We start from the raw sequence: 22,561 nt of genomic DNA on the forward strand, positions 1-22,561 counted from the left end.
CCGATCTTCTGTCCCCGCGTTCAGGAGCCGTGCCGGCCGTTGTCTTAGCATATTAACGCCGCAGAGTGCATATCCCTGCGCGCGCTGGTAAACACAGCGCCACCTGCCCCTATTCGCGCCCGCCGGACGTCAAATCGCATGCGTATCGCCACCTGGAACGTCAACTCAGTCCGCCAACGCCTCGATCACCTCGTGGCTTGGCTCAAAGAGCGGGAGCCAGACATCGTCTGCCTGCAGGAAATCAAGTGCGTGGACGATGCCTTTCCGCGCGAGCCCCTGGAGGCGCTGGGCTACAATGTCGCAGTCCACGGCCAGAAGACCTTCAACGGTGTTGCGCTACTTTCCAAGCTGCCCTTCGACGAGGTCGCTCCCGGCCTGATCGGCGACGACGGCGACGTGCAGGCGCGCTTTCTCGAAGCGCTGGTATCGACCAAGACCGGCGTCCTGCGCGTGGTGAGCCTCTACCTACCCAACGGCAACCCGCCGACGACCGAAAAATATACCTATAAAATCAATTGGATGGACCGCCTTACTAACTTTGCACGTGAGCGGCTCAAGCTGGAAGAACCGCTCCTGCTGTGCGGCGACTACAACGTCATCCCGACGCCCGCCGATGCCAAGCGGCCGGAGGCCTGGGTCAACGACGCGCTCTTCCTGCCGAAGACCCGCGAAAAATTCAGATCCTTGATGAATCTCGGCTTCACCGACGCCGTGCGGGCGGTCAGCGATTCCGACGGCCTTTTCACCTTCTGGGATTACCAGGCCGGCGCCTTCCAGAAGAACGACGGCATTCGCATCGACCATTTGTTGATGTCGCCACAGGCGGCCGATCACCTCGTCGACGCCGGCATCGACAAGCACGTGCGCGGCTGGGAGAAGCCATCCGACCACGTGCCGGTCTATGTCGACCTCGATATCGAAGGCCGCTAGGCGACCGCGGGGCTAGGCTAGCGGCAATCGCCCCCTACCCGGCGAGCGGTGCGGGCACGGCCTCACCCTCGCTTTCGTTTTCACGCTCCGGCTTCGGTGCCGCCCACAGGATGGCCACGCCCACCACGGCGGACAGTATCGAGGCGGCGAACACCGCGATCTTGGCCGCGGCAAAATCGCTCTCGACCTGAAACGCCTGGCCGGCGATGAACAGCGACATCGTGAAGCCGATGCCGGCCAGCGCCCCCGCACCGGCGAGTTGGCGCCAGGAATACTCCGCCGGCTTGACGGCCAAGCGCAACCACACAGCCAGCGCCGAGGCCGCAATCAGTCCGAGCGGCTTGCCGATCACTAGGCCGGCGATGATGGCGAGCATCAACGGTTCGTGGCCCTGCAACACGTCACCCCTGATAGCGACGCCGGCGTTGGCCAGTGCGAACAGCGGCAGCACCACGTAGCTCGAACGCGCGCCCGCGTGACGCAGCAGTCGATCGGCCGGCGACTCCAACCGGTTGTAAATGGCATCAAGCGCGCGGATCGCCGCCGTCGACGGTCCCTGCCGCAACGCCTCCCCGGTATGCTTGGCCTCCGCGGCGACGATCGTGTTGGCCTGGATCATCAACGACTTCAGGTTGGCCGGCGGCCGCGTCGGAATGAACAGCGCCAGCACGACACCGGCCAATGTCGCATGCAACCCGCCGGCATGGACGAAGGCCCACAAGAGGATGCCGAGCCAGGCATAAGGCGCGACGCTGTAGACACGCGCGCGGTTGAGCAACGCCAACGCCACGGTCACAGCGCCCGCGGCAGCTAGATAGTTCAGGTCCAACGCGCCTGAGTAGAACACGGCAACGACGCCGATCGATCCGATGTCGTCGACGATGGCCGCGGCCGTCAGGAAGATGCGCAACTCGACCGGTACACGGTGGCCCAGCATGACGATCAGCGCGATGGCGAAGGCCGTGTCCGTCGCCATCGGCACGCCCCAGCCATAGGCCCAGGGGCCGTCCGGGATCAGCAGCGCGTAGAGCGCAGCCGGGACCACCATGCCGCCGATGGCCGCGGCGATCGGCAGCGCCGCAGATCGTAAGCTCGCAAGATGGCCGACCGTAAATTCGCGCTTGATCTCCAAGCCAACCACCAAGAAGAAGATGGTCAACAGTGCATCGTTGATCCAATGCAGCAGCGACATGCGAAACGCGGCATCGCCCAACGTGATGCCGAGATATTCCTTCCACAGCCCGTCGAAGCCGGGCCCCAGCGCCGAATTGGTGAGCCCCACCGCGAGCAGCGTCGCCACCAACAGCAGCACGCCCGACGACGGCGCCCAGCCGGCGAAATCGAGCGCCGCCGATCGCACGCGATGCCCGAGCGTGCCGAACATCGCATCGGCGAATGACGACTCGTCCCAGGGGCCGTCGTAGCGCCGGCCATTGATGAAGAAGGTCGGCGTGATAATCACGCCGCTCGCGCGGGCGCTCACGACATCCGCCTCGACACGCTCATGCGCGCGTTGCGCGATCTCCTCCGCCCCGACGTCGTCGAACGGCAGTTCGAGTTCGCGGGCTGCCGCGACGAGATCGTCCTCCGTCAGCGCCTCCGACCGCGTCATCAAGGTGACGTGGACACGCCAGAAATGCTCGCTGTCGCTGGCCCGCTCCGCGAGTTCCGCCGCGCGGCGAGCGAGATCGCTGCCCGTGACGGGCCGGTGCCGGAAGACGTAGCGCAGGCGATCGCCGAGCCGGTCGCGCGCCTCTGCGATGCGGTCGTTTGCAGCGCGGCAATGAGGACAGGCGTAACTGCCGTATTCGACGAGGGTGATCGGCGCGTTGTCGGGTCCGAGAGAGTGATCGAAGGTGGGATCGACCGGACGGCTGAGCCAATGATTCGAGCTTTCGGCGGACACCCGGCCCCCTTCCTGTGATTGTATGGATTACACCCGCGCGGCGGCACGGCAATGCCGCGGCACAATACCGTCGCGGCCTGACGGCCGCCAATCAGCAAGACGTGATGGCGCTCATAAGGCTTCGACGGTGACGACGCCGGGCACGGCCTTGATCGCGCCGGCGATCTGCGGCGTGACCTTGAAGCCGCCGGGCAGCTTCACCTCCACCTCGGTGCCCTGACCCAGCAGCAGGATCATGCTCACCTCGCCGGCCCCGCTCGCGCGCGCCGGCGCCGGCTCGAGGCGTTTCGCGACCTGCTCCAAGGGTGCGCCGTCGCGCAAGAACACGCGCAGGCCCTTCTGCATGCTGGCCGCGGCCGCGTCGAGCGGCTCGGCCGTCTGGATACGGCAGCGCACCTCGTCGCCCTGCACTTCCGCCGCCAGCACGAGCAGCACCGCCGCGCCCGGCTCCAGCAGGTCGCGATATTCGGCGAGCCCTTCGGAGAAGACGATCGCCTCGAAATGGCCGGTCGGGTCCGACAGGCCGAAGATGCCCATCTTGTTGCCGGTCTTGGTGCGCCGTTCCTGCCGCGACACGACGGTGGCCGCGACCTTGCCGGCCGTGGCGCCATTCTTCACCGCGCGGGCGAACTCGGCCCAGGGCTGCACCCGCATTTTCTTGAGCACGCCGGCATAATCGTCGAGCGGATGGCCGGACAGGAAGAAGCCGATGGCCTCGTATTCGCGGCGCAGGCGTTCCGCCGGCAGCCACGGATCGACATTCGGCAGCGCGATCGGTTCGCGCTGGCCACCGCCGCCGAACAATTCGCTCTGGCCGATCGACGCGCCCTCATGCGCACGCTGCGCGCGCCCCAGCACGACATCCATGCCGGCGAAGACACGCGCGCGGTTGCGCTCGAAGTCGTCGAAGGCGCCGGCGGCGGCCAAGCTCTCCAGCACGCGCTTATTGACCGCGCGCGGATTGATGCGCTCGGCAAAATCGGCAAGGTCGGCAAAAGGCTTCGCGCTGCGCGCCTCGATGATGGTCTCGACCGCCTGCTTGCCGACGCCCTTGAGCGCGGCGAGCGCGTAGATGATCGTGTTGCCATCGACCTCGAAGGCGACATGCGAGCGGTTGACCGACGGCGGATCGATCTTGATGCCGAGACGCTCGGCCTCGGCGCGGAATTCCGACAGCTTGTCGGTGTTGCCGGTATCGAGCGTCATGGTCGCCGCCAAAAACTCCACCGGAAAATTCGCCTTCAGATACGCCGTCTGATAGGCGACCAGCGCGTAAGCGGCGGCGTGGCTCTTGTTGAAGCCGTATTCGGCGAAGCGCTCGAGCAGGTCGAAGATGGCGTCGGCTTGCGCCTTGTCGATGCCGCGCTCGGTGCAGCCGGACACGAAACGGGCGCGCTGCGCCTCCATCTCCTTGCGGATCTTCTTGCCCATGGCGCGGCGCAGCAAGTCGGCTTCGCCGAGCGAGTAGCCGGCCAGCAACTGCGCGGCCTGCATCACCTGTTCCTGGTAGACGATGACGCCGAAGGTTTCCTTCAGCACCGGCTCCAGCTTCGGGTGGATGTAGTCCGGCTCTTCCAGCCCGTGCTTGCGCGCGCAATAGGTCGGGATGTTGGCCATCGGACCCGGTCGATAGAGCGCGACCAGCGCGATGATGTCGGTGAACCGGTCCGGCTTCATGTCGAGCAGCGCGCGGCGCATGCCGGCGCTTTCCAGCTGGAACACACCGACCGTTTCGGCCCGCGCCAGCATCTCGTAGCTCGCTTTGTCGTCGAGCGGGATATGGCCGAGATCGATGTCGATGCCGCGCCGCTTGATCAGCGCCACCGCCGTCTGCAGCACCGTCAGGGTCTTGAGGCCGAGGAAGTCGAACTTCACAAGGCCTGCCTGCTCCACCCACTTCATGTTGAACTGGGTGACCGGCATGTCCGACTTCGGGTCGCGGTAGAGCGGCACGAGTTCGGACAGCGGCCGGTCGCCGATGACGATGCCGGCGGCGTGCGTCGAGGCGTGGCGGTTCAGCCCTTCGAGCTTCTTGGCGATGTCGAAGGCGCGCTTGACCACCGGCTCGGCCTCGGCCTCCGCCTGCAGCTTCGGCTCGTCTTCGATGGCCTTGGCGAGGCTGATCGGATTGGCCGGGTTCTGCGGTACCAGTTTGCAGAGCTTGTCGACCTGGCCGTACGGCATCTGCAACACGCGGCCGACGTCGCGCAGCACGCCGCGCGCCTGCAAGGTACCGAAGGTGATGATCTGCGCCACCTGATCGCGGCCGTAGCGCTCCTGCACGTAGCGGATCACCTCGTCGCGGCGGTCCTGGCAGAAGTCGATGTCGAAGTCCGGCATCGACACGCGTTCCGGATTGAGGAAGCGCTCGAACAGCAGGTTGAACCGCAGCGGATCGAGGTCGGTGATGGTCAGCGCATAAGCGACCAGCGAACCTGCGCCGGAGCCGCGGCCCGGCCCGACCGGAATGCCGTGCGCCTTCGCCCATTTGATGAAGTCCGACACGATCAGGAAGTAGCCGGGATACTTCATGCGCTCGATGACGTTGAGTTCGAAGTCGAGGCGCTTGCGGTAGTCCTCTTCGCTCACGCCTTCGGCAAGACCGGCGGTCGCGATGCGATGCGCGAGCCCTTCCTCGGCCTCTTTGCGCAGCACCGCGGCCTCGTCCTCGTCTGGCGAGAAGCGCGGCAGGATCGGCTTGTGTGTGCGCGGGCGGAAAGCGCAGCGCTCGGCGATCTCGATCGTCGACGCCAAAGCCTCCGGCAGATCGGCGAACAACGCCGTCATCTCCGCGCGGGTCTTGAAGCGGTGCTCCGGCGTGAGCTGGCGCCGCTCGGACTCGGCGATCAGCTTGCCCTCGGCGATGCAGATCAGGCCGTCATGCGCCTCGTAGTCGGCGACCGTCGCGAAATACGGCTCGTTGGTCGCAACAAGCGGCAGGCCTTTACTGTAGGCCAGATCGAGCAGCACCGGCTCGGCCCGCCGTTCGTTGGCCATGCCATGGCGTTGCAGCTCGACATAGAGCCGGTCGCCAAACAGCGCCATCAGCGACTCGAGCCGTGTGCCGGCGAGATGGCCCTGTCCGGCCGCGATCGCGTAGTCGAGCGGACCGCCCGGTCCCCCGGTCAAGGCGATGAGCCCCGCCGATTCACCCTGCAGCCAGTCGAGCTTGATGCGCGGCGGCTCGTTCGGCGGCGACTCGAGGAACGCGCGCGAATTGAGCCGCATCAGGCTGCGGTAGCCCTCCTCGCGCGCGGCGAGCAGCACGATGCGCGAACGCTCGGGCGTGACCGGCCCGCCGCGGCCGCCATGCTCGACATCGCCGAAATCGATGGCCAGCGCGCAGCCGACGATCGGCTGGATGCCATAGCCCGTGAGCTTCTCGGAGAACTCCAGCCCGCCGAACATGTTGTCGGTGTCGGTGAGCGCCAGCGCCGGCTGCTTGTCGGCTTTGGCGAGTTCCGCCAGCTTGCCGACCGGCAGCGCGCCTTCGAGCAGCGAATAGGACGAGTGCACGTGCAGGTGCACGAAGTTCAGGTCGGCCATATCTGCCTGTAACTTGGGGTGATTCCTCTTGGACACCCACAGTGGGGATCGAGGTCTCGTAAGTCCACCCGACCCCCAATCTATCCCCGTCATCCTGAGGTGCGGGCCCGACGGGCGAGCCTCGAAGGATGAACGGCCCGGACAGTTCCCGTCATGCCGGCCTCGGGCGCTCGGGGACGCGCCCTCAGGTCCGGTCATGACCAACGCGGGTTACACCACTGGCAACAACGCAACGCGACGCTACGGAACGAGCGCTACAGCGCCCCCAGGACGTGCGACCAGATGGCGATCATGCCAACGAACAGCGAGAGGGACGCGAGGGCAGCAGCTTCCTGGATCACGGCTTTGATCATGACGGCCTCCACTAAGAACGTACAGAGAACATAGTTCTTCTTCTGTTCTTGAGTCAAGCGTCGCCGCCCAAAGGGTGAATCAGCCGTTAACGGCGAGAGCTAGCACCCGCTATCCTCGGAGAAATCCCGCACTTTCCACCTCGCCGGTGTGTTGCGACGACCGGCGGAAGCGCGGGTCGCCACGGTCCCGCGCGAATCGCATTAGGTTGGGGCCATGTCCCTCCCCGACCTCGCCTGGCTCGCGCTTGCCGCTTACGCCGCGCATATCCTCGAGGAATTCGTCCTCGACTGGCGCAACTGGGCGCGCGCGGTGATCGGCCTGCCGGTCGAATGGACCGACTTCTACGTCACCAATGCCGTCGTCGTGGTGCTCGGCTTCGCGCAGGCCGAATTGGCGCCGCGCTTTGCGCTCGGCCCGCTCACTTACGCAGCGCTGATGCTGATCAACGCCACCTTCTTCCACGTGTTGCCGTTCGCGCGCACGAAGGGACGCTACTCGCCGGGCCTGTCGACCGCGATCCTGTTCTTCTACCCGCTCGGCATCGCCATGTTCTGGCAGGCGCACAACGAGGGGCGCCTGAGCCTCGGCGTCGCCATCGCGGCTTTCGCCGCCGGGGCGCTGCTGATGGCCTACCCGGTCGTCATGCTGAAGCTGAAGAATCGTCCCTATTTCCGCCAGGGCTGACGGCGGTCACTCCATCTCCACCACTTTGCCTTCCCGCAAGGTCACGCGCCGCTCCATGCGGGCGGCGAGCGCCATGATGTGGATGGGAATGATGGAGCGGGGGCGGAAGCGCGGACGGACATACGCAAAAGTTGCACAAAATATACTTATCAACCCTGCACTTCCCTCCTAACGTGGCGAGCGCAAGAACCAAAAAGGGGGGAGAAATGTCAGACGAACATCATGACATGCCGAAAGGCGCAATTATCGCATGGTACGGCACGTCGGGATCCATTCCTCACGGTTGGGCGATCTGCGACGGTGCTAATGGGACGCCGAATTTGATCGGCAAGTTCCTACGTGGCGCGGCGTCGATCGGCCAAGTGGGACATTCGGGTGGCACCGATCAAAACAGCATCACCGTTGCGGAAGACGGCCGCAAAGGCAGCGATTACCACTGGGGCAACACGCCTTGGAGCAGCGGCCACAACCCGGCAACCGGCGGCCAGACTTTCACGATCGACAATCGGCCCGCCTTTACCGAAATTCTTTTCCTGATGAAGCTCTGAGGTTGAGAGGCCGTCTTCGGACGGCCTCCTCTTCAACAGCTTCCAACAACCGGTCTGCACGGAGACGTATCGCACACGTCACTCCGAAAGAGTGATCGGCGGTCACTCCATCTCCACCACTTTGCCCTCCTGCAACGTCACGCGCCGGTCCATGCGGGCGGCGAGCTCCATGTTGTGGGTGGCGATGATGGTGGCGAGGCCGGAGGCGCGCACGAGCTGGTGCAGCGCGTTGAACACGTGCTCGGCGGTGTGAACGTCGAGGTTGCCGGTCGGCTCGTCAGCGAGAAGGATGCGCGGTGCATTGGCGACCGCGCGGGCGATGGCGACGCGCTGCTGCTCGCCGCCCGACAACTCCGCCGGACGATGGGTGAGCCGGTTCTTGAGGCCGAGATAGCCGAGCAGTTCGGTCGCGCGCTTGGCCGCCTCGCTCTTGGACAGGCCGCGGATCATCTGCGGCATGATCACGTTCTCCAGCGCCGAGAACTCGGGCAGCAACCGGTGAAACTGGTAAACGAAGCCGATCTCGTTGCGGCGGATGCGGGTGCGCTCCGAGTCCGGCAGGATCGCCGTGGCGCGCCCGTCGATATAGACCTCGCCGTGGTCCGGATGCTCGAGCAGACCGGCGATGTGCAGCAGCGTCGACTTGCCGGCGCCCGACGGCGCGACCAGCGCCACCGATTGCCCGGCCCAGATCGCCAGTTCCGCACCGTTGAGAATGTTCAGCGTGGCATCGCCCTGCTGATAATGCCGTTCGACACCGTGCAGGAAGAGGACGGGCACTTCCTCGTCGGACGTCTGGGCTCCCGCCTCCGGCGCCACGATCGTCTCACTCATAACGCATCGCCTCCACCGGATCGAGGCGCGCGGCCCGCCACGACGGGTAGAGCGTGGCGAGGAACGACAGGACCAGCGCCATCACCACGACGGCGCTGGTCTCGCCGACATCGACATCGGCGGGCAGCTTCGACAGGAAATAGATCGTCGGATCGAAGATTTCGGTGCTGGTGAGCCAGGACAGGAACTGGCGGATGCTCTCGACATTGGCGCAGATCAGGAGGCCAAGCAGGAAGCCCACCAGGGTGCCGACCACACCGATCGCGGCACCGGTGATGAGGAACACACGCATGATCGAGCCTTGCGAGGCCCCCATCGTGCGCAAGATGGCGATGTCCTGGCCTTTATCTTTCACCAGCATGATCAGGCCGGAGACGATGTTGAGCGCCGCCACCAGCACGATCAGCGTGAGGATCAGGAACATCACGTTGCGCTCGACCTGCAGCGCATTGAAGAAGGTCGCGTTGCGCTGGCGCCAATCGATGATGAAGATCGGTCGCTGCGCGGCTTTCTGCACCGCCTCCCGATAGGCGACGACGTTGTCCGGATTGTCGGTGTAGACCTCGATGGCGGTCACGTCGCCGGCGCGGTTGAAATAGGCCTGCGCCTCCTTCAGCGGCATGAACACCATGGCGCTGTCGTATTCCGACATGCCGATCTCGAACACCGCGGCGATCTTGTAGACCTTGATGCGCGGCGTCGTGCCCATCGGCGTCACCGCGCCGCGCGGCGCGACGAGCGTGATGTTATCCCCGGCGCGCAGCGAAAGCTGGTCGGCGAGACGCCGCCCGATGGCGACGCCCTGCCCCTCGTCGAAGCCGCCGAGCGAGCCCTGCTTGATATTGTTGATGACGGAGGACAGCTTCTCCAGGTCCATCAGCCGGATGCCGCGCACCAGCACGCCGCCGGCGTTGAACGGCGAGGACGCCAGCGCCTGGCCTTCGACGATCGGCGCGGCCACCTTGACGCCCTTCACGCCGTTGATGCGGGCGGCGACCTCCTCCCAGTCGGTCAGCGGCTTTTCCAGCGGCTGGATCAGGAGATGGCCGTTGAGGCCGAGGATCTTGTCGAGGAGCTCTTTGCGGAAGCCGTTCATCACCGCCATGACGATGATGAGCGTGGCAACGCCCAGCATGATGCCGAGGAAGGAGAACCCGGCAATGACCGAGATGAATCCTTCCTTGCGCCGCGCCCTGAGGTAGCGCAGCGACAGCATCCATTCGAACGGGGAAAAGGGCCGCGTCCCGTTGGGTTCGGTCATCGTGTTCTTGGTCCCGGATCACGGGTTTTCACACGATTCGGGCGCTTTCGTGGGCGCCGGTCGCGGAAAAGTATTTGGCAGCGCACAGGATTTTTCACTTCTCGCCTCCCCCACGAGCGAAGCGAGTGTGGGGAGGGGTTGGGGGTGGGGGCAATTCAAACGGCGCGCGAGGTCTTCGAAACAAAAGCCCCCCACCCCGGTCTGCAATCGTCAGCGATTGCAGACCGACCCTCCCCACCGCTTCGCGGGGGCAGGGAAAGAACTACTTCGTCAGCAAATCCACCGCCGCAGCGGGGCTCATCAGCTCCTTCGAGCCGTCGGCGCGCTTCTTGACCTCGACCTTGCCCTCGGCGAGGCCGCGCGGGCCGATCATCACCTGCCACGGCAGGCCGATCAGGTCGGCGGTGGCGAACTTGGCGCCCGGCCGCTCGTCACGGTCGTGATAGAGCACCTCGACACCCTTGGCGGTCAGTTCCTGGTACATCTGCTCGCAGGCGCCGTCGGTCGCCGCATCGCCCTGCTTGAGGTTGAGCAGCGCCACCTTGAACGGCGCCACCGGCTCCGGCCAGATGATGCCGGCGTCGTCGTGCGACGCCTCGATGATGGCGGCGACGAGGCGGCTCGGGCCGATGCCGTAGGAACCGCCATGGATCGGCGTCTCCTTGCCGTCCGGGCCGGCCACCACGGCCTTCATCGGCTCGGAATACTTCGTGCCGAAATAGAAGATGTGACCGACCTCGATGCCGCGCGCCGACACCTGCTTGTCGGCCGGCACCTTGGCGAACTCGGCCGCCTCGTGCATGTCGGACGTCGCGGCGTATTGCGCCGTCCACTGGCCGAAAATCTGCTTCAGCCCGTCGACGTCGTCGAAATTAACGTCCGCCGGCGGCACCGCCATCTCGAGGTAGTCCTTGTGGCAGAACACCTCGGACTCGCCGGTCGACGCCAGGATGATGAACTCGTGCGACAGGTTGCCGCCGATCGGTCCGGTATCGGCACGCATCGGGATCGCCTTGAGGCCCATGCGCGCGAAGGTGCGCAGATAAGCGACGAACATCTTGTTGTAGGAATGCTCGGCGCCCGCCTGATCGAAGTCGAAGGAATACGCGTCCTTCATCAGGAATTCGCGGCCGCGCATCAGGCCGAAGCGCGGGCGCACCTCGTCGCGGAATTTCCACTGGATGTGGTAGAGGTTGAGCGGCAGATCCTTGTAGGAGCGCACATAGGCGCGGAAGATCTCCGTGATCATTTCCTCGTTGGTCGGACCGAACAGCATCTCGCGCTCGTGCCGGTCCTCGATGCGCAGCATTTCCTTGCCATAGGCCTCGTAGCGGCCGCTCTCGCGCCACAGCTCGGCGGACTGGATCGTCGGCATCAACAGCTCGATGGCGCCGGAGCGATTCTGCTCCTCGCGCACGATCGCGCAGATCTTGTTGAGCACCCGCAGGCCCAGCGGCAGGAAGGCGTAAATACCGGCCGACTCCTGGCGCAACATGCCGGCGCGCAGCATCAGGCGGTGCGAGACGATCTCGGCTTCGCGCGGCGCTTCGCGCAGGATGGGCAGGAAATAGCGGGAAAGGCGCATGGTATCCGTCGGATTTGAGGGCTTTTAAGTCCCGCCAGACAAAGCGGATCGGCCGGGGAAAGGCAAGTGCCGGGCGGGCCGCGGGGCACTCGGCGTCGCCTGGGCGGGGCCAACGGGCCGGGCCGAAGCGCCGCCCCGTTGGCTCATCCGCGCGACGGGAGGAGGATCAAAGCGCGTAGGCGTACTTCTTCAGTCGCTCGGCATGATGCGCGATCGATACCGAAATCCAGGCGCGCCCGCGCAGATGCGGCACCCGCGTCACATCCATGACCTGGGCGAGCTTGCGCAGGTAATAGAGCTCTTCCTTGGTCTGGATGTTGAAGGGCGCGTATTCGATCCGGCCGTCGAGGAAGTCGCTGTCCGAGATCGCCGCTTCGAAGCGCTGCTTCCACGGCGAATTGCTCGGACTGACGTCGAGGCCGGCGCCCTCGCTGAACAACACCTTGGTGCGGTCGCGGATCGAGGCCGGCAGCGCGTCGGGATAGAGGTCGTAGAGATCGCGCAGCGGCATCTTGCCGGTAGCCAGGCCGCGCAGATCGCGCACCAGCGCTGACGGGTCCAGGCCGAGCGCATAATTGACCACGTTCGGATCGAGGAACGGCTCGCGCGTTTCGATGCCGTAGCGCATCGAGCAGCGGTCGACACGTTGCAGACTCACGCGGTGCATGAGCCCCAACACGTCCTCGCGCATCGTCCGCGCCTGCGGGTCCCGCGCGTCGAAGGCGACTTCGAGCGGCGGATAGCCGCAGAACAATTCATCGGCGCCCTCCCCGCACAGCGCCACGCGGAAGCCGTCGGCCTGCATGCGCTCCGACACCTTCAACGAGCACACGGCGCCGCGGATAAGGTTCGGCTCGAAAGACTCCGCCGCGGCGACCGCCTCGTCGATCTGCGCGAAGACCTCGTCGCTCTCCGCATCGAACGGGATGATGCGCAAGTCGAATCCCGTCTTCGCCGCGTATTCGGCCGCATAACGGAAGTCCGGCGCATTGGTACTGCCGATGAAATAGCCCGGCATCTCGGGACGCAGCTGCCGCGCGTAATGCGCGACCAAGGTCGAGTCGATGCCGCCGCTGAACAAGGTCGCCACCGGCAGATCGGGCGGCAGACGCGTGTGCACGGCTTCGGCGAGAATGCGGTCGAGCGCCTTCGGATCGTTGGCGACCGGCGTCTCGGTGCGCGGATAGACCGGCGATTTGAACTGCACGCAGGCTTTGCGCGCCAGCGCATAGCCCGGCGGCAGCAGCATCACATCGCCCTGCTCGATGGTGTCGAGCAGCGGCCGCATCTCCGAGCAGAAGACGAAGCCGGTGTCGGACTGAATCACATAGAGCGGCTTGACGCCGAACGGATCGCGCGCGGCGAGGAACTCGCCGGTGGCGAGATCGACGGCGACGAAGGCGTACATGCCATTGAGGCGCTCGAGCGCCAGCGGGCCCCAGGCCTGCAGCGCATTGGCGAGCACTTCGGTGTCGGAATGGGTGCGGAACGGCACGCCGAGGCTTTCGAGCTCCTGCCGCAGCGCGACGTGGTTATAGATCTCGCCGTTGAAGGACAGCGCCAGACGCCCGTTGAACGAAATCTGCGGCTGCGTGCCATGCGCGGCATCGACGATGCGCAGCCGGCGCGTGCCCATCGCCGTGGTCGAATTGGGACTTAGAACCGGGTCGGTGACGTCACCGCGATGAAGGATTCCCTGAATCAGCTGCTTGACCACGCTTTCGGCTTCAGGCCAACCGACGGCCACCGCAAATCCGCACATTGAAGAAACTTCCCCCGGCGGACTTAAGCGCACGCCCCTGGGGACCCCGCCAATCCGCATGTTCACGATGCATTTACCATGATGGCTAACGGGTTAAGTTTGCCTTAAGCTGACCACGCTGAGGGATGACGCGTGCCGCCTTTCTGTTTAAAGCGAGCCGCGATGGATGAGTTTTGGGGCGGCGGCTTGCGGCAACGGCTGAAAACAAGCGTGACGATGCTGGCGATCTTCGCGGTCGCCGTGCACACCATGCTGTGGGCGCTTGCCGCGCCAGCAATGGCCTTGGCCGGCAGCGCCGATTCTATCGACCCGTTCCTGGTGATCTGCCACAGCCCCAGCCCGGCGGACGTCGCGGCCGATACGACGCCCGGTGCGCCGCTGTCCAAACCGACCTCGGCCTGCGATCACTGCAACCTCTGCAGCGCCACGGGCCCTGCGGCCGAGCCGGATGTCGTGCTGCTCGGGCGGCTTTTGCCGGAGCGCGTCATTGCGCTCCTCAGCCCCGTCAGCCTGCCGCAACGTGACGGCCTCACGTCCGATCCCAAGCTCGCCCGAGGTCCGCCGCAACAGGCGTGAAGTCCCGCGGCCGTCACGGCCGCCCTTCCCGATTCTGTTGTTGCAAGGACCGTATCCATGTCTCGCCCGAGCCCTCGTGGCCGCGCGCGCGCAACGCGTGCGTTTGATGTCGCCTGCCCCGCATTCTCCCAATCTACAGTCCGCCTGAAACTGCTGTGCGCTTTGTCTGCCGTCGTCGCGACCGGTCTGCCAGCGGCCGTCCGCGCGCAAGACAGTGTGCAGATTCCTGAGATCGTGGTCGGCGCACCCGGCGCTCTAACCGTGCCCAACACCGAAGAAGCCCGCCGCGCCATCGAGCAAACGCCTGGCGGGGTCGAGGTCGTGCCGGACACCGCCGTCAAGAACGGCCCGGCGAATACGATCAAGGACATCGTCGGCTGGGTGCCGGGCGTCCTGGTGCAGCCGCGGTGGGGACCCGATGGCCGACTCTCGATCCGCGGCTCGGGCCTGTCGCGCGCTTACGGCAACCGCGGCATCAACATTTATATGGACGGCATCCCGCTCAACACCGCCGACGGGTTGTTCGATCTGTTCGAGATCGATCCGACCGCCTACCGGTACACGGAGGTCTATAAAGGCGCCAACGCCCTACGCTACGGGGCCAACGCACTCGGGGGCGCCATCAATTTCGTCATGCCGACGGGGCGCGACGCGACCGTCTTCGACGGCCGGATCGATACCGGATCGTTCGGCTTCGTTCGCAGCCAGGCCGCGACCGGCGGATCGAGCGGTCCTTACGACTGGTTCCTCACCGGATCGGCACAACGCGAAGACGGATATCGCGAACACAGCAGAACCGATTCCGAACGGCTGAACGCCAACTTCGGCTATCAATTCTCACCCAGCGCCGAAACACGCTTCTATGTGAATGCGGACCGATGGCGCGCCCAGCTGCCGGGCGAGGTCACGAAAGACACGGCGCTGAATTCGCCGCGCGCCGCCAATCCCACGTTCGTTCAGCAGGACCAGCAGCGCAACATCGACTCGCTGCGTCTGTCCAACAAAACGACGTTGCGCTTCGATTCCACCACGGTGGACTTGGGCATTTTCGGCCTCGACCGCCACGTGATGCATCCGATCTATCAGTGGCTCGACTTTACGGCGTACGACTATGGCGGCTTCGCGCGCGCGACCGATGACCGCATCATCGGCGGTCATCGGAACCGTCTGGTCGCCGGCGTCAATGTGCACAATGGCGACATCGACATAAACTACTATCAAAATCCCGGCGGGGCCGTGAAAGGCGCGCTGGCGGCGTCTTATCTTTGGAAGTCGCAGAATGTCTCCGCCTACGCGGAGAACTCGTTTTACTTCCTGCAGAATGTAGCGCTCGTCACCGGCGGGCAGTTCCTCTACGCGGTCCGCGACCAGCAGGACCGCTTCTTGTCGGACGGCGACCAATCCGGGCGGCGCACCTACAACATCTTCAGCCCAAAGGTTGGCCTGCTCTGGGACGTCGATGCGACATGGCAGGTGTTCGGCAACGTATCTCGGAGCGGCGAAGTGCCGACCTTCGACGCGAACACGTTCGCGGGCGCGTCCAGCTCCGACCTCAGCGCCCAGACGGCGACCACATACGAGATCGGCACGCGCGGCCGCCGGCCGGATATCACGTGGGACATCTCTCTCTACCGGTCCGACGTCAAGAACGAACTGCAGTGTTTGACAACGGCACCGTGGGCACCTTGTACGATCGTCAACGCCGACCGGACCGTGCATCAGGGGATCGAACTCGGGGGCGGCGTTGCGTTCCTCAAATCGGTCTTCGCCCAGAATGATCGCTTCTGGTTCAACCTCGCTTACACCTACAGCGATTTCTTCTTCGATGGAGATGCTCGCTACGGCAACAACCGGCTTCCGGGAGTGCCCTCGCATTACATCCGTGCGGAGGTGCTCTACAAGCAACCGAGCGGCTTCTATGTCGGACCGAATGTCGAGTGGGTGCCGCAAGGCTACTACGCCGATAACACCAACTCCTTGACGGTCGATCCGTACGCGGTCCTGAACTTCAAGATCGGCTACGACAGCGGCAAAGGCTGGTCCGGTTATCTCGAAGCGCGCAATCTGTTCGATACGCGCTATATATCGAGCGTCGCCGTGGCCGGGAGCGCCAATGCCGCATCGGAGATCTTCAATCCGGGGACCGGGCGTGCGGTGTATGCCGGCCTGCGGTATAAAATGTGAGAGCTTCGTCGGGCGGTGCTAGTCAGCATAGGGTCTTTCAACTAACGTCTCGGCCGCCGCGGTCTTCGCGGCGGACTTTCCAAGACCAGTGGCAACACGGAGTCGCGGGTTTGCGGCAACGGCTTAAAACAAGCGTGATGATGCTGGCGATCTTCGCGGTCGCCATGCACACCATGCTGTGGGCGCTTGCCGCGCCCGCAATGGCCTTGGCCGGCGGCGGCAATTCCGTCGATCCGTTCCTGGTGATCTGCCACAGCCCCAGCCCGGCGGACGTCGCGTCCGATACGACGCCCGGTGCGCCGCTGTCCAAACCGACCTCGGCCTGCGATCACTGCAACCTCTGCAGCGCCACGGGCCCGGCGGCCGAGCCGGATGTCGTTCTGCTCGGGCGGCTTTTGCCGGAGCGCGTCATTGCGCTTCTGAGCCCCGTCAGCCTGCCGCAACGTGACGGCCTCACGTCCGATCCCAAGCTCGCCCGAGGTCCGCCGCAACAGGCGTGAAGTCCCGCGGCCGTCACGGCCGCCCTTCCCGTTTCTGTTGTTGCAAGGACCGTTTCCATGTCTCGCCCGAGCCCTCGTGGCCGCGCGCGCGCAACGCGTGCGTTTGATGTCGCCTGCCCCATCTCTCGTTCCCTCGCCGTGCACCGCTATCTCGGTGCGATGGCGCTTGTCGCGGCCTGCTGGCCGCACAATGCCAAAGCCCAAGATGCCGTTCAGATTCCGGAGATTGTCGTCGGCTCGCCTGGCGCGCTGACCTCACCCGGCACCGAAGCCGCGCGCCGCGCCGTCGAGCAGACGCCCGGCGCCGTCGAAGTCGTGCCCGACACGGCGTTCAAGGACACCGCGGCCCGCACCATCAAGGACATTGTGGACTACACGCCGGGCGTCTGGGCCCAACCGAAATGGGGCGACGACGCGCGATTCTCGATCCGCGGCTCAGGGCTGTCGCGCAACTTCCATCTGCGCTCGACGCAGCTGCTGATGGACGGCATTCCGATCAACACCTCGGACGGCTACGGCGACTTCCAGGAAATCGACCCGACCGCCTACCGTTATGTCGAGGTCTATAAGGGGGCCAATGCGCTGCGCTTCGGCGCCAACGCGCTCGGCGGCGCCATCAACTTCGTCACGCCGACGGGGCGTGACGCGAGCGTGTTCGAAAGCCGCATCGACGGCGGCAGCTACGGTTATCTGCGCGAGCAGATGAGTTCCGGCAAAGCCTACGGGCCGTTCGACTTCTTCGTCACCGGCTCGAACTTCACCGGCGACGGTTATCGCGATCACAGCGGCGGCCACGGCCAGCGCGCGAGCGCCAATTTCGGCTATCAGTTCACGCCCGACATCGAGACGCGGTTCTATCTGAACTTCAACCGCGTCCGCCAGCGCATCCCCGGCGAGGTCGACAAGGCGTCGGCGCTGAGCAATCCGCAAAAGGCCTGGACCGACAACGTCAACAACGACTGGCAGCGCAACATCGACACCGCGCGGGTCGCCAACAAGACAACCCTGCGCTTCGGCGACACGACCGTCGACGTCGGCCTGTACGGCATCGACCGCCATTTGATGCATCCGATCTACGAATGGCTCGACTACCGCTACCGCGATTATGGCGGCTTCGGGCGGCTGGTCCACGAGGCCCCGCTCGCCGGCCATCGCAACCGCTTCACCTTCGGCATCAACGTCCTCAACGGCACCATCGATGCCGATCAGTACGTCAACACCGGCGGCAACAAAGGCATCAAGACCAAGTCGCTGACGCAGACCCCGGAGAACTACACGGCCTATTTCGAGAACGCGTTCTACGTCGTGCCGTCGGTCGCGCTCGTCGCCGGCACGCAGTATCTGCACGCGGTGCGCCAGCAGACTGTGAACTACACCATCGAGGGCGATCTTGCCGGCCGCGCCACCTTCGACCTCTGGAGCCCGAAAGTCGGCGTCCTGTGGGAGCCGGCACGCGACACACAAGTCTTCGCGAATGTCTCGCGCAGCGGCGAAGCCCCGAGCTTCGGCGAAGGCCAGGGCAGCACCGTGCCGTGGTACGACATCAAGGCGCAGACGGCGACGACCTACGAAATCGGCACGCGCGGCCGGCGGCCGGACTTCACCTGGGACGTGGCGCTCTACCGCGCCGAGATCCGCAACGAGCTGCAGTGCTTCACCAACTCCTTCGGAAACTGCAACGTCACCAATGCCGACCGCACGGTGCACCAGGGCCTCGAGCTCGGCTTCGGCGTCGCCCTTCTCAAGGACACGCTGACGGCGCGCGACAAGATCTGGCTCAACGCCGCCTACACCTACAACGACTTCCGGTATGACAACGACGCCACCTTCGGCAACAACCGGTTGCCGGGCGCGCCGCCGCATTATCTGCGGGCGGAGCTGCTCTACAAGCATCCCTCCGGCATCTCGTTCGGTCCGAATATCGAATGGGTGCCGAGCGATTATTTCGTCGACAGCGCCAACACGATGACGACCGCGTCCTACATGCTGTGGGGCCTGCGCGCCGTCTACGACGACGGCAAGAATGTCAGCGCCTACATCGAAGCGCGCAACCTCGCCGACACGACGTACATCGCCGCGACCAGCGTCATCGACCGCGCCAATGCAGGCTCGCGTCTGTACAACCCGGGCAATGGCCGCAGCATCTTCGCCGGCCTGCGCTTCAAGCTGTAGGGAGGAAGCATGATGCTCATGAGACTCCTGCTTGTCGTCGCAACGCTCCTCGCCGCCAACTCCGCGGGCGCCGAGACGGCCCGCAACGCGGATAGCCAAGCGATCCAGCACGTCATGATGGCGCAATTCGACAAGCCTGACGCACCACTCACCGTCGCGCCGGTCGTGATCGTCGCCGATCATGCGATCGCAGGTTGGACGCAAGCAGACATGGGCGGGCGGGCTCTGCTCCGTCGCAAGAACGGCGTCTGGGCCATTGTGCTTTGCGCCGGCGATCAACTCACGACAAGCGAAGCGCTGCGGATGGCCGGATTATCTGACGACCACGCCCAGTCACTGATCGCAGCGTTAAGCGACGCCGAAAGCAAGATCGCACCCGAACGCATCGCCATGTTCGGGCGCTTCGAAGGGCTGGTCACCATGGACGACCATGGCGGCCACCCGCCGCATCATCATTGACAACGAGGAAGATCATGAAAGTCACGATAACAAAACTTGCGCTCGCCGCATCGCTTGCACTCGTTGCGGCTTCCGCTGCCGCACACGTCACCCTCGAACAGGCAGAGGCACCGGTCGGCGCCCCCTACAAGGCGGTGTTCCGCGTGCCGCATGGCTGCGACCAATCGTCGACCGTGCGGCTCACGGTGCGCATTCCGGAAGGCGTCATCGCGGTGAAGCCGATGGTCAAGCCCGGCTGGCAGATCGCGACGATGCGCGGCCCTTATGCCAAGACCTACAGCTTCTATCACGGCGCGACTTTCTCCGAAGGCGTGACGACCGTGACCTGGAGCGGCGGCAACCTGCCCGACGCGTTCTACGACGAGTTCGTGCTGTCGGCGTTTATCGCCGGTGACCTCACACCCGGGCGCATGCTCTATTTCCCGGTGGTGCAGACCTGCGAACGCGGCGAGCATCAGTGGGTCGAGGTGCCGGCGGCCGACAAGCCCGATGCTCACCTCGGCGATCCGGCGCCGGGCGTTATGCTGACCCCGAAGAAGTGAGGCTGACATGCGACGCTTGCGTTCTGTTTCTTTCGCCCTCGTCTGCGCCGGTGCCTTGATGGCACCGGTCGCTGCCTTCGCGCATGCCCATCTCGACCGTTCGACACCGGCGGCCGGCACGGCGCTGAAGGAGCCGCCGCCGGAGGTGATGCTCTGGTTCACCGAAGCCGTGGAGCCGAAATTCAGCAGCATCGAGGTGCGCGACGCCAAAGGCGCCGCGGTGCAGGACGGCGCGGCGGCCGCCGTACCCGGCAACACGGCGCAATTGCGGGTCAAGCTCAAGCCGCTCGCCGCCGGGACCTACACCGTGAAATGGCGCGTGCTCTCGGTCGATACGCATCGCTCGCAGGGCGACTTCACCTTCCGCGTCGGTCCGTGAGGGCCCAGGTGACGTCCCGGGCGAGGTCGCGATGGAACCGCTGATCCTGGCGCGCTTGGTCCACTTCGCCGCGACGCTGACGGCCGGCGGCACGATCTGGTTTGCCCTGCTCGTGCCCCGGCCGATCCCGGCCGCCCTCGATCGTCGCCTGCGCCTCCTTGCGCTTGTGGCGTTGGCGCTAGCGGTGCTTTCTGGCCTCGCATGGCTGGCGCTGGTGGCAGCCGACGTCCTCGGCGTTCCCATTGCGGAAGTGACGCCGGGCGGCGCCTGGCCGGTGGTCACCGATATCCGCTTCGGTCAGGTGGCGGCGGTCCGGCTGCTGCTCGCCGTGCTCCTGGCGCTTTTGGTGCCTTTGGCCCGCGCACGACCGCTTCAGGGCGTCCTGGCGCTCGGCTTCGTCGCCCTGCCCGCCCTGACCGGCCACGCCGGCGCCTTGCCCGGTCCGGCGGGCTATGGCGCGATCACGGCCGACGCGCTGCATCTCCTGGCCGCCGGGGCGTGGCTGGGCGGCCTGCCGGCCTTCCTGCTGTCGCTGCGGGAAGCGCCCGGCGATCCGCACGCCGACGACCGCATCGTTTGGACCACGCGCCGGTTTTCTCAGCTCGCGGTCGTCTCCGTCGCGACGCTCCTCGGCAGCGGGATTATCAACAGCTGCTACCTGCTGAGCGGCACGCGGGACCTTCTGTATACCGAATACGGCCAGCGGCTCACGCTCAAGCTCGTTCTTTTCGCCGCGATGCTGGCCTTTGCCGCGGTCAACCGTTTCCGCCTGACGCCGGCGCTTCCTTCAGCCCGCGCGCGGACGGCCCTTGGTCGCAACACGCTTGCCGAAACCGGCCTGGGCCTCGCGGTCCTCGCCCTCGTTGCAGTCATAGGCACGTTGCCCCCCGGCGGCCACGCCCACTCCACCACGAGCACCATCCCGGACGACGCTACGTTCGTTCACATACACACCGCGGCGGCGATGGCCGACGTCACGATCAACCCTGGTCGCGTCGGTCGTGTCGAAATTGGTACGCGTCTCTGGCGCGATGACATGAGCGAATTAGCCGCTCGCGCCGTTACGGTGGCACTCGAGCCGCCGAATAAAAACGCACGCTCAACAATCGAGCATGTTGCAGTGCGAGAAGACGACGGCACATGGCGAGTCAGCAACGTGGATTGTACGCAAGACGGCGTTTGGACCGTGCGGCTGACTATAACGCCGCGTGAGGGTTCCAAAATCGTGCTCGATGCGCCGATCGTTATCGCACGCTGACTCGTCAATTCCTGATGACAGTGCGTTTTTGTTCAGCTAGCCTCTTCACATGTCCGTGTGACTGGAGATTCCGGCAACAAGACCGGCTCCAACAATGCGGTCCAAGTCTTGGGAGGGAAGTAAGTCCTTGGCGCGATAAAACCGCTGCCGCCTCGATCGAAGCTTCAAGCAATAAGAGTCGAGGACGAGGGACATAAAATAAGTTGAGCAGGGCCAAGGCGCCCTGCTCTTTTTTTTTGCGCGACGCTCCGGCGTTATTGCTGACGCGGCGGCGTTGAAATCGCGCCCAGCCAATCGAACGGAATGAGATTCTGCGTGTACAGCACGTAGAGGATCGCGAAGATCACGCTGGTGTAGATCGTCGTCCAAAGCAACTTGCGGCCGATGACGTGCGCCGCAGGTGCGCCCGGATCGGTGCCCGGGGCGATCTCTTCGCCGCTCTCGTGCTGGCTGCGGATCCCCCACGGCAGGACGGCGAACAACACCACCCACCACAGCACGAAGTAGATGGCGATAACGGTGGTGATACTCATGACGTGTGTTTTTCCTTACGCCTGCTCGAGCTCGACGAGCGTGCCGCAGAAATCCTTCGGATGCAGAAACAGCACCGGCTTGCCGTGCGCGCCGATCTTCGGCTCGCCATCGCCGAGCACACGCGCGCCATCGGCCTTCAGCTTGTCGCGCGCGGCTTTGATGTCATCGACCTCGTAGCAGACGTGATGGATGCCGCCGTCGGGATTCTTGTCGAGGAATTTCGCGATCGGCGATCCCTCGCCCAGCGGCTCCAACAGCTCGATCTTCGTATTCGGCAGATGGATAAACACGGTGGAGACGCCGTGATCGGGCTGCGCCACCTTCTCGGACACCTCCGCGCCCAAGGTATCGCGATAGACAGCCGACGCTTTGGCGATGTCGCGCACAGCAATGGCAACGTGATTGAGACGGCCGATCATGTTTCCCTCACCTCATTCCGGCGCGCGATGATAGCCGCCAATCTAAAGTCAGTCATTCCGGGCGCGCTGAAAGCGCGAACCCGGAATCGAGCCAAAGCTTCTGGATTCCGGGTTCGCTCGCTAACGCT

19 protein-coding genes are annotated in these 22,561 nt (G+C 64.9%); 11 read left to right on the plus strand and 8 right to left on the minus strand.

Annotation, left to right across the window (positions count from 1 at the left end):
* Positions 1–138: 138 nt before the first annotated feature.
* A complete protein-coding gene (xth, locus tag DW352_RS06160; protein WP_115689501.1) occupies positions 139–930 on the plus strand; it encodes an exodeoxyribonuclease III in 792 nt (263 codons plus the stop codon).
* A gap of 34 nt (positions 931–964) precedes the next feature.
* Here the strand turns inward: xth and nhaA are convergent, their stop codons facing one another.
* Entirely contained in the window at positions 965–2,836 is a 1,872-nt protein-coding gene (gene nhaA, locus DW352_RS06165; protein WP_115689503.1) for a Na+/H+ antiporter NhaA, read from the minus strand.
* A 111-nt stretch (positions 2,837–2,947) separates the two neighbouring features.
* Positions 2,948–6,382 (minus strand): DNA polymerase III subunit alpha, encoded by a 3,435-nt coding sequence (gene dnaE, locus DW352_RS06170; RefSeq protein WP_115689505.1) that lies wholly within the window; start codon positions 6,380–6,382, stop codon positions 2,948–2,950.
* Positions 6,383–6,949: 567 nt separating this feature from the next.
* Between dnaE and DW352_RS06175 the strand changes: the two genes are divergently transcribed.
* Together DW352_RS06175 and DW352_RS06180 are read left to right on the plus strand one after the other, a co-directional pair.
* Entirely contained in the window at positions 6,950–7,420 is a 471-nt protein-coding gene (locus DW352_RS06175; RefSeq protein ID WP_115689507.1) for an HXXEE domain-containing protein, read from the plus strand.
* Between the two features lie 206 nt (positions 7,421–7,626).
* The gene (locus DW352_RS06180; protein ID WP_162826814.1) at positions 7,627–7,968 is read left to right on the plus strand and encodes a hypothetical protein; all 342 of its coding nucleotides are present in this window, start codon (positions 7,627–7,629) and stop codon (positions 7,966–7,968) included.
* Between the two features lie 102 nt (positions 7,969–8,070).
* Here DW352_RS06180 and DW352_RS06185 read toward each other — a convergent pair whose 3' ends face one another.
* From DW352_RS06185 to DW352_RS06200, 4 genes are all read right to left on the minus strand, one after another.
* Positions 8,071–8,802, minus strand: a complete 732-nt coding sequence (locus DW352_RS06185; protein WP_115689511.1) for an ABC transporter ATP-binding protein — start codon at positions 8,800–8,802, stop codon at positions 8,071–8,073.
* Positions 8,795–10,063 carry a lipoprotein-releasing ABC transporter permease subunit gene (locus DW352_RS06190; RefSeq protein WP_115689513.1) on the minus strand — a complete coding sequence of 423 codons (1,269 nt, stop codon included), beginning with the start codon at positions 10,061–10,063 and terminating at the stop codon, positions 8,795–8,797. Before DW352_RS06190 ends, DW352_RS06185 begins: the two co-directional genes overlap by 8 nt.
* 262 nt (positions 10,064–10,325) lie before the next feature.
* Positions 10,326–11,648: a proline--tRNA ligase gene (gene proS, locus DW352_RS06195; RefSeq protein WP_115689515.1), complete on the minus strand. Its 1,323-nt coding sequence runs from the start codon at positions 11,646–11,648 to the stop codon at positions 10,326–10,328.
* A 166-nt stretch (positions 11,649–11,814) separates the two neighbouring features.
* Positions 11,815–13,365, minus strand: coding sequence for an asparagine synthetase B family protein (locus DW352_RS06200; RefSeq protein ID WP_210209937.1), 1,551 nt, complete (start codon positions 13,363–13,365; stop codon positions 11,815–11,817).
* Positions 13,366–13,572: 207 nt separating this feature from the next.
* Between DW352_RS06200 and DW352_RS06205 the strand changes: the two genes are divergently transcribed.
* The 8 genes from DW352_RS06205 to copD all read left to right on the plus strand — a co-directional run bounded on the left by DW352_RS06205 (position 13,573) and on the right by copD (position 21,480).
* Entirely contained in the window at positions 13,573–13,986 is a 414-nt protein-coding gene (locus DW352_RS06205) for a hypothetical protein (RefSeq protein WP_115689519.1), read from the plus strand.
* 216 nt (positions 13,987–14,202) lie between these two features.
* Complete coding sequence (locus DW352_RS06210; RefSeq protein WP_245434339.1) at positions 14,203–16,170, plus strand: TonB-dependent receptor family protein; 1,968 nt, start codon at positions 14,203–14,205, stop codon at positions 16,168–16,170.
* Positions 16,171–16,307: 137 nt separating this feature from the next.
* Complete coding sequence (locus tag DW352_RS06215) at positions 16,308–16,670, plus strand: DUF2946 family protein (protein ID WP_115689523.1); 363 nt, start codon at positions 16,308–16,310, stop codon at positions 16,668–16,670.
* 57 nt (positions 16,671–16,727) lie between these two features.
* Positions 16,728–18,842, plus strand: a complete 2,115-nt coding sequence (locus DW352_RS06220; RefSeq protein ID WP_115689525.1) for a TonB-dependent receptor family protein — start codon at positions 16,728–16,730, stop codon at positions 18,840–18,842.
* A 114-nt stretch (positions 18,843–18,956) separates the two neighbouring features.
* Positions 18,957–19,301, plus strand: a complete 345-nt coding sequence (locus DW352_RS06225; RefSeq protein WP_162826816.1) for a copper uptake system-associated protein — start codon at positions 18,957–18,959, stop codon at positions 19,299–19,301.
* Between the two features lie 14 nt (positions 19,302–19,315).
* The gene (locus DW352_RS06230) at positions 19,316–19,843 is read left to right on the plus strand and encodes a YcnI family protein (RefSeq protein WP_115689529.1); all 528 of its coding nucleotides are present in this window, start codon (positions 19,316–19,318) and stop codon (positions 19,841–19,843) included.
* A gap of 16 nt (positions 19,844–19,859) precedes the next feature.
* On the plus strand, positions 19,860–20,222 hold the full coding sequence (gene copC, locus DW352_RS06235; protein WP_210209938.1) for a copper homeostasis periplasmic binding protein CopC: 363 nt from the start codon (positions 19,860–19,862) through the stop codon (positions 20,220–20,222).
* Positions 20,223–20,253: 31 nt separating this feature from the next.
* Complete coding sequence (gene copD / locus DW352_RS06240; RefSeq protein ID WP_115689533.1) at positions 20,254–21,480, plus strand: copper homeostasis membrane protein CopD; 1,227 nt, start codon at positions 20,254–20,256, stop codon at positions 21,478–21,480.
* A gap of 254 nt (positions 21,481–21,734) precedes the next feature.
* On the opposite strand, the gene DW352_RS06245 is transcribed toward copD, so the two are convergent.
* Positions 21,735–22,013, minus strand: a complete 279-nt coding sequence (locus DW352_RS06245; protein WP_115689535.1) for a DUF1467 family protein — start codon at positions 22,011–22,013, stop codon at positions 21,735–21,737.
* A 15-nt stretch (positions 22,014–22,028) separates the two neighbouring features.
* On the minus strand, positions 22,029–22,433 hold the full coding sequence (gene mce, locus DW352_RS06250) for a methylmalonyl-CoA epimerase (protein WP_115689537.1): 405 nt from the start codon (positions 22,431–22,433) through the stop codon (positions 22,029–22,031).
* Between the last annotated feature and the right edge of the window lie 128 nt (positions 22,434–22,561).

Source organism: Pseudolabrys taiwanensis (assembly GCF_003367395.1).
GTDB classification, from domain to species: Bacteria; Pseudomonadota; Alphaproteobacteria; order Rhizobiales; family Xanthobacteraceae; genus Pseudolabrys; species Pseudolabrys taiwanensis.